The sequence below is a fragment of the bacterium genome (genome assembly GCA_035945995.1).
In the GTDB taxonomy this organism is placed as follows: domain Bacteria; phylum Sysuimicrobiota; class Sysuimicrobiia; order Sysuimicrobiales; family Segetimicrobiaceae; genus DASSJF01.
In genome coordinates, this window is sequence record DASYZR010000054.1 from 1 (window position 1) to 8,331 (window position 8,331).

Below are 8,331 nucleotides of genomic sequence, written 5' to 3' on the forward strand. Positions count from 1 at the left end.
TCGCCCGCGGCCTCGAGCGGGTCTTCCGGTCGCGGGAACTGCGGGCCGCGCGGGCCCGGTTCCGAGGGGCCGCCGCGGGCGACGCCGGGGGCGGCCCGCCCACGGGGACGAGCTCGAACCGGCCCGTCGGCGCAGGCACGCCCGCGCCTTTGACCGTGCCCGGGAGGATGCGGAACACGGGGCAGAGCACCGCGTCGATGCGGCCGCCGCCGGGGGCAAACAACGACGGGACCGCGAGCGTGCGCAGGCCGACGAGCGTCAACGGGCCGGTCGGCGGCGCGGAGAGCCAGCGCCGCACCATGTCGTAGCCCGGCGTGCCGGGCACGGCGACGGCGGTGATACGGGTGCGCCCGGGGGCGTCCCCGAACGCGAACAGAAACGCGCGCCCCTCGACGAACTGACTGCGGCCGCCGTAGAAGCGGCCGGTCATGTACACGTAGGCGGTATCTTCCGCGGGCGCGTGCCGGAACGTCAGCGCGGCGCCGGTGATGGCGAGCCGGGTCGGCGACTGGAAATCGGGGAACGGCATGGGGTGGATGTCCTCGACCTGCGTCCACTCGTCGCCGCCGGGCGCGTCGAGCGAGATCGGCGGAAGCACGAGCCCCCGCTCCGTCGCGACGCTGCGCACCGGGTGGATCTCGACGAGGTGCGGCAGGTCGGGGTGGTCCGCCGAGGCGTGGTCCGGCAGCAGGCGGAGAAAGCCGGACACCGTCACCCGCTGCTGGGTCGTGATGATCTCGTCCAGCAGTTGCGCGTACGCGCTGTGCGCCGTGCCGCCGGCGTCGAGGACGCCCGGGCGCACCGCGTTCTGGAGGACGGCGGCGACGAGGCCCTCGCGGTCCGCCGGCGAGGGGGCCAGCCCGAACGCGATGCCGAGGCCGTAGGCGCCTTCCGGTGTCCGGTTCGTGACGTACCCTTCCACCGATACCTCGGCGCCCGGGGTCAGGCGGAGGTAGCCGAGCGGCTCAAGGCCCGACGCCATGACGTCGGTCTCCGCCGATCCGCCGGGCACGAGGCGAATGCCCGACAGCACGCGCAGCAGGTCGGCCGGGGTGCGGACCGCGATCGGGGTAGCCTGCTGCGACGGGACGGTCCGGCGCAGCTCGTCGGAGACGAGGATGGCCCGCGCGATCTCGCGCATCGCGGTGCGCGTGTTGCGGCTCTGCCGCTGGATGCGCTGGAAGGCCTCCTGTTCGTCGATGCCCTCGCGCGACATCAAGATGCCCTTGGCGCGCTCGACGAGCTTGCGGGTCTCCAGCGTCTCCTTGAGATTGCCCACCTCCTGCTGCAGCGTGCGCAACTCGCCGAACCGCGCCATCGCGATCTCGATCGCCGGGACGAGCTCCGCCTCGCGCACCGGCTTGACGAGGTAGGCCAGCACGCCGGCCTCCTGCGCCCGCTGCACCAGATCGCGTTCGCTCCAGGCCGTGAGGAGGATGATCGGCCTCGGCGCGCGCGACATGATCGTGGCCGCCGCGGAGACACCGTCGAGGCCCGGCATCTTGATGTCCATGAAGATGAGGTCGGGCGAGGTCTTGTGGGCGAGGGCGACGGCCTCTTCGCCGTCCGGCGCCTCGGCGACGACTTTGTACCCGTGCTCCTCCAGCATGGTCTTGAGGCCCATCCGGATCACGGGCTCGTCGTCGGCGATCAGGATCTTGAGGGCGTCCGGCATGGTCAGGCGACCGCCGGCTGCGGCAGGGTGATGACGACGCGCGCCCCGCCCGCGTTGGTGAAGACGATGCGGCCCTTCAGGTCGTCCTGGACGAGCGTGCGGACGATCTCGAGGCCGAGGTCGCTGGACCGCTCCGGCGCAAAGCCGTCGGGCAGCCCCACGCCGTCGTCGCGGACTTCGACCCGCAGGGCGTCGGGACCCGGCATCAGCACGATGACGACCTGCCCTTTCGCCCGTCCGGGGAAGGCGTGCTCCATCGCGTTCTGCAGCAGTTCGTTGACGACGAGCGCGAGGGACGTGGCCTGCTGGGTCGGGAGATGGACGTCGTCCCCGCTCACCCGGGCGTCGAGGTTGAAGCCGGGCGGCGCCATCGTCTGCGTCACGGTGTGGACCACGCGGTCGAGCATCTCGCGGACGCTCACGGTGCCGAGGCCCTCCGCGGCGAGGATCTCGTGCACCGCGGCGATGCTCAGGATCCGGTTGATCGTCTCGGTGAGCACCTCCCGGCCGGACACCTCCCGGCCGTCCCGCATCTGCAGGCGCAGCAGCATCGCGATCATCTGCAGATTGTTCTTGACGCGGTGGTGCATCTCGCGCACCATTGCCGACTTCACGACGAGCCCGGCGTTCTCGATGGCCAGGGCCGCCTGATTGGCGAGCGTCTGCAGCATCGTGCTCTCGGGCGGGGTGAAGGCGTGCCGCCGGCCCAGATACACTGTGACGACGCCGAGCGTCCGGTCGCGGACACGCAGGGGCACGGCCAGCGCCGATCGTGCCGGCCCGCGGCCCAGCAGTTCGGCCGGCAGGATCCGGGGGTCCGCGCCGGCGTCCTCGCTGCTGACCGGCTCGCCCGACGCGGCGGCCAGCCCGGGCAGTCCCGCGCCCACCCGCAGCGTCTGCCGCGGCCGGCCCGCCCCCGCGCCCGGCGCGTGGGCGTCGGCATCCGCGGGATGGGCGGCGGCCAGGACGAGCGCGTCGCCGTCGGTCAGCATCAACGTGCACAACGCCGCGTCGAACACGCGGGACGCCATCTCGACGAGCAGCCGGAAGATCTGCTCGAGGTACAGCGGGGAAGTGAGGGTCTCGCTGACCTCCGCGAGCGTGCGCAGCTCCATGATCTGCCGGCGCATGCTGTCGTACAGCCGCGCCTTCTCGAGCGCCCCCCCGGCGAGGTCGGCGATGATGCTGAGGAGCTCCACCTCGTCATCAGCCCAGGCGTGGACGCCGGTCGTCTGCACGTTGACGGCGCCGAGGACGCGTCCCGCCACCGTCAGCGGCACGGCGAGCAGCGAGTGAAACAACGTCTCATGGGTCTCCGGCAGATACTTGAACCGCGGATCGGCCGTCGCGTTGCTGGACGCCACCGCTTCGCCCTTGTCGGCCGCCCACCCGGTCAGCCCCTCCCCGAGCCGCAGGCGCGCGCGGCCGACCGCCTCCGGGGCCAGGCCGGTCGTGGCCTTCAGCACCAGGTAGTCACGGGAGGCGTCGAGCAGATAGATGGAGCAGCTGTCGACGCGCATCGCCTCGGCGGTCTTGCGGGTGATGAGCGTAAGCGTCGTGTCGAGGTCGAGCGCGGCGCCGATCGCGCGGCTGATCTCCCGCAGCGCCGACAGCTCCTCGACTTTGCGGGCGAGCCGCGCCTCGGCGTCCGGCGTATCCACGCGCTGCGCCGTCACCGCCCCTGCGGACTCACGTCCGGCCGGCCGGCCGGCACGAGGGCGGCGCCGGCCGCCGCGGGGGCCCCCCGCGCCGCGGCGGCCATGTCTTCCGGGCTGACCGAGCTGCGGCGGTTGATCGCCACGGCCCAGGCCATGAGCGCGAGGGTGAGCGCGACGACCGCGGCGCGCATACCCCAGCCGATCGGCAGAATGGCGACGGGGGCGATGAGGATGCTCACGAGGTTCATGACCTTGATGAGCGGGTTGAGGGCCGGGCCGGCCGTGTCTTTCAGGGGATCGCCGACCGTGTCGCCGATGACCCCCGCCTTGTGGTACTCCGTGCCCTTGCCGCCGAGGAACCCGTCCTCGATCTTCTTCTTCGCGTTGTCCCAGGCGCCGCCGGTGTTCGCCATGAACACGGCCATCAACTGGCCGGTCAGGATCGCGCCGGCGAGAAACGCGCCGAGCGGCGCCGCGCCGAGACCAATCCCCACCATGATCGGGGCGGAGATCGCCACCACCGCCGGCGCCAGCAGCTCCCGCTGCGCCGCGCGCGTGACGATGTCGACGCAGCGCTGGTAATCCGGTCGCGCCGTACCCTCCATGATGCCCGGGATCGTGCGGAACTGCCGCCGGACTTCCTCGACGACGTCGAACGCGGAGCGGCCGACCGCGCGGATCAGGAACGCCGAGACCAGGAAGGGGACGGCGCCGCCCATGAGCATGCCGATGAAGACGAGCGGGAGGTTGACCTGGATGCCGACACGCTCCAAGACGTCGCCCGCGGCGGCGCCGGCCTGCGCGAGCGTCGTCCCGAACGAGGCGGCCGACGGCAGCAGGTGCGCCTGGTCCACGAACGAGCGGAACAGCGCCGTGGCGGCGATGACGGCCGTCGCGATCGCGAAGCCCTTGGTGAGGGCCTTCGTCGTATTGCCGGCCTGGTCGAGGTGGGCGATGATCCGCGCCGCGCGGTCCTCGCCGCCGCCCGCCATCTCGAAGATGCCGTTGGCGTTGTCGACGATCGGGCCGAAGGTGTCCATGGCGAGAATGTACCCGGTCACGGTCAGGAGGCCGAGCCCGGACAGCGCGATGCCGTAGCCCGCGAGCGCCACGTCGCCCTGAAAGATCGTGAACGAGGCGAGGATCGTCGCGGCGATCGCGAGGATCGCCCAGACCGACGACTCGAGTCCGAATCCCAGGCCGGAGAGCAGGAACGTCGCCGGCCCGGTCTTGGTGGAGTACGCCATCTCGCTGACCGGACGGCGCTCCGCGCCCGTGTACTGGTCGGTGAGCCATTTGATCACCCCGGCCAGCACGAGGCCGGTCAGCGTCGCGAACGAGAACCGCCAGTCGGCCGCCCCGGTCCGGGGGTCCGTCAGGTAGAAGGCGTTGACGAGCCCGAACCCGACGACCGCGGCCGCGCTCGCCGTCCAGAACCCGTTCGTGATCGGCCGCATGGGATCGCCCTGGGCGTCGCCACGCGCCCGCACCGCCCACGTCCCCACGATCGAGGCGAACACGCCGACCCCCTGCACGAGCAACGGGAAGAGGATCAGTTTGAGCGCGAACCCGGACGCCGCCGGCCCGTAGGTCGCGCGGAAGTGCGGGTCGAGGAGCGCCGAGGCGCCGAGGATGATCGCCGCGACGAGCGTGACCTCGTACGATTCGAAGACGTCCGCGGCCATGCCCGCGCAATCGCCGACGTTGTCGCCGACGTTGTCGGCGATCGTGGCGGGGTTGCGCGGATCGTCCTCCGGGATGCCGGCTTCGACTTTGCCGACCAGGTCGGCGCCGACGTCGGCCGCCTTGGTGTAGATGCCGCCGCCGATCCGCATGAACGACGCGACCAGCGACCCGCCGAACCCGAAGCCGATGAGCACGCGCGTGGCGTCGCCGCGGAAGATCACGAAGATGATCGTCGCCCCCAGCAACCCGAGCCCGACGGTGAACATCCCCGAGACGGTGCCGGCCTGGAACGCCGTCTCGAGCGCCTCGCGGAAGCTGCGCGTCGCCGCGTCGGCGGTCCGGACGTTGCCGCGGACGGCCAGGTGCATGCCGACGGAGCCGGCGCCGTAGCTCGCGAGGCACCCCATCAAGAACGCAAGCGCGATCCCGACCACGAGCGCCGGGTTGGTGTAGATCGGACGGTAGAGGAGGTAGAGGGCGATCGTGATGAGGACGATGAAGAGCGCCATCGTCCGGAATTGCCGCGTCAGGTACGCCCGCGCGCCTTCCTGGATCGCCGCGGCGACCCGCTGCATCGCCTCCGGCCCGGCGCTGCGCGCCAGTACCCGCACGCTGAGCCACCAGCCATACGCGAGCGCGGAGGCGGCCGCGGCGAGGACGAGCCACAAAAGCAGCGACTCGAGTGCGCCAAAGGGCGGCAGCATGATGGTGGACTCGTTCATTCAGTCCTCCCCGGCATTCCGATCCTTGGCGCGTGCGGCAACAGCCATCATAGCAGGTGGAGCCGTGTGGCTTCAAGCGAACGGCGCTCAAAATAGGCGAAAAACCGCGATTTCCGGCGGTTCCCGGCTCCGGGCGCCGGATTTACCGCGGCCGCAGCCGCCGTTAGGGTTTGGGAGGGTCGGCGGGCGTAAAGCGCACCTGGGCGTGGGCGTCCAGGCCGTGCGCCTTGAAGAACCCCTGGTTGACCTCCAACGCGTACCGGTAGGGGCGGGTGGGCTGCCACAGGTCCGTGGGAGGCGGATTGCTCGGGTCCGGGGCGACGCGCATATCGAGGATGCCGACCACGCGCCAGCGATTGTCCAGGAAGGCGATCGACAGCGGGATCAACGTGTCCTTCATCCAGAACGGCGCCTGCGTCAGGTCCTCGAACTTGAAGAGCATCCCGGCGTCCGTGTCGAGCTCGCGGCGGCACATGAGCCCGACTTCCCGCGACGGCTCGGTATCGGCGATCTCCACGCGCACTTGGGTCGCGGTCCCGTGCTCGGTGAAAGTGACAACGCCGTGCGGGTACTTGAACGTGGGCACGGTGCAGTCACCGGCGCCGAACGCGCGCGGCACGGCGGCCCCGCCGGCGAAGGCCAGGACGAGTAATGCGGCGAGGACGCGGGGCACGTTCATGCCCAAGACAACGCCGCCGTCCCGGCCGTGGTTCCCTCGGGCCGGACGGGGCGCGTGTCGACGGGGCGGGCCGATCACCGAGCAGTCCGAGGTGGCAGGGCCGACAGCCAGTCCAGGATGGTCCCCACGGCTTCGTTGTCGGCCGCGTCTTCGATGTCGAGATGCGTGTAGCGCGCGAGAATCGTGACCCGCACGCGGCTGCGCGGCGTCGCCGTATGCGCGAGGTAGAAGTCCACGAGTCCCGGCCACCGGACCAGCCCGCGCCCGGCTCCCAGGATGAGCATCGGCAGGTTGACGTACCGCAGTTGGGTGAGGCTGACGTATCGCCGCGAGAACTCGTCGCCGGTGTCGAGGTTCAGGGAGAGCCCGAGATCGAGCAGCAGCCGCCACGGCATGTACCACTGCGTAAAGTCGCCGTCGGGCCGGAGGATCGCGGCCTCGAGCGCCCGCAGGTCGACGAGGCCGCGCGGCGTGCTGCGGTCGTACGGAATCCAGCGGATCAGGGTCTCGCCGCGCGCCGGGCGGCCGGTCGAGAGTTTCAGCAATCCGTCGCGGGTGATGCCGGCCGGGTCGGGCATGCGGTCGAAGACCCCGAGCGGGCCGCCGATCGACGCCCGGATGAATATGTCGGGCTCCATCTGATCGGAGAGGACGGCGCCGAGCAGCGCCTCGTTGGTGATCGGGAGGCCGTTGCGCGGATAGAACGGCAGCCGGCTCGGCGCGTCGGGTTTCAAGTATGCGTACACGGCGACCGTGTCGAAGAGAATGCTGTCCTGGGTGCGCGCCAGCGTCGACGTGTCCGTGAACGGACTGACGCGCCGGCGCGGGTTCGTGGCGAGCAGCGCGTTGATGCCGGGGATCTTCCCGACGAGCGGCAGCGACAAGCCGTAGAGATACTGGGACGGCGTCAGTTTCGCCAGGAGGTGGATCGGGACCCCGTCGATCAGGACGAGCCCGTCGACATCGTGCCACCCCGCCTGCGGCGACGGCGCGGCGGCGGGCCCCGTCCGGGCGACGGGCGCGGGCCCCGGCGTGCGGCCGAAGTCGTAGCCGACGTACAGCGCGGCGTACATCGCGCCGAGCGAGTGGCCGCCCAAGAGGACGCGCGCCCGGGGGTAGCGCCGGTGTACCTCGGTGATGACGATCCGCACGTCGCGCAGGTGCAGGTCGAGCCCCCAATACGCGGCGGAGGGCACGGTCTTGGGGTCGAGCAGGGAGAACGTTTGACCGTCGATCGCGAGCCGGCCGTAGTAGTAGGCGAGCGCAAAATCGGGGTTGTGGTACGCGAGCGCCGCGGTGACGCCTCGGCGGTCCTGCAGGATGCCGGCGCGCGGCTCCGCGATCCAGATTTCGAGCGCCGGGTGGCGGCCGATGAGGGCCCGCGCCAGCAGATCGAGCGTGTTGGGACCGGAGTTCAGGCCGGGCAGCAGGACGAGCACGGCGTCGGGGGGGCCGCCGGCGGCCGTCAGGTCGGCCGCGTACCGGTAGGCGTCGACGCGGTCGAGGGCCGGGGGCGTATGCGGTTCCTCCGCCCCCTGAAGCGTCAGCCGCTCGCGCTGAACGCTCTCCGGCGTCACGGTCCCCGCGGCGGCGCCGGGCGCCGGGGCGGCCGCGGCGTGCATCATCAGCACCGACAGCGAGGCCGCGAGGAGCGCAGTGAGGCGCCGGGCACGCGCTGGGGGGCGTCGCGGGAGCATGCTCTCAGGGCTAACGTTAGGAGCCGGGGAGGAAATGCCCTCCTCGGGCATCGAACATCGCCCTCCCGTGATGCGCTATGACGTGGTTGTCGTGGGCGCCGGGCCCGGCGGCGCGGAAGCGGCCCGGGCCGCGGCGGGACAGGGCCTGCGTGCGCTCCTGCTCGAGGAGCACCGCACCGTCGGCCTCCCCACGCACTGCACCGGCAAGCTCTCC

6 protein-coding genes are annotated in these 8,331 nt (G+C 71.5%); 1 reads left to right on the forward strand and 5 read right to left on the reverse strand.

Annotated elements, in window-relative coordinates; translation table 11 throughout:
- From VGZ23_05200 to VGZ23_05220, 5 genes are all read right to left on the reverse strand, one after another.
- Positions 1–1,675, reverse strand: a 1,675-nt coding sequence (locus tag VGZ23_05200; GenBank protein HEV2356991.1) for a response regulator, incomplete at its 3' end; no start/stop codon positions are given.
- A gap of 2 nt (positions 1,676–1,677) precedes the next feature.
- On the reverse strand, positions 1,678–3,351 hold the full coding sequence (locus VGZ23_05205) for a GAF domain-containing protein (protein ID HEV2356992.1): 1,674 nt from the start codon (positions 3,349–3,351) through the stop codon (positions 1,678–1,680).
- On the reverse strand, positions 3,348–5,741 hold the full coding sequence (locus tag VGZ23_05210; GenBank protein HEV2356993.1) for a sodium-translocating pyrophosphatase: 2,394 nt from the start codon (positions 5,739–5,741) through the stop codon (positions 3,348–3,350). The genes VGZ23_05205 and VGZ23_05210 overlap by 4 nt, the downstream gene beginning before the upstream one ends.
- Before the next feature lie 163 nt (positions 5,742–5,904).
- Entirely contained in the window at positions 5,905–6,420 is a 516-nt protein-coding gene (locus VGZ23_05215) for a DUF192 domain-containing protein (GenBank protein HEV2356994.1), read from the reverse strand.
- Between the two features lie 74 nt (positions 6,421–6,494).
- Positions 6,495–8,117 carry a hypothetical protein gene (locus tag VGZ23_05220; protein HEV2356995.1) on the reverse strand — a complete coding sequence of 541 codons (1,623 nt, stop codon included), beginning with the start codon at positions 8,115–8,117 and terminating at the stop codon, positions 6,495–6,497.
- 70 nt (positions 8,118–8,187) lie between these two features.
- Between VGZ23_05220 and VGZ23_05225 the strand changes: the two genes are divergently transcribed.
- On the forward strand, positions 8,188–8,331 hold a 144-nt coding region (locus tag VGZ23_05225), incomplete at its 3' end, for an FAD-dependent oxidoreductase (GenBank protein HEV2356996.1).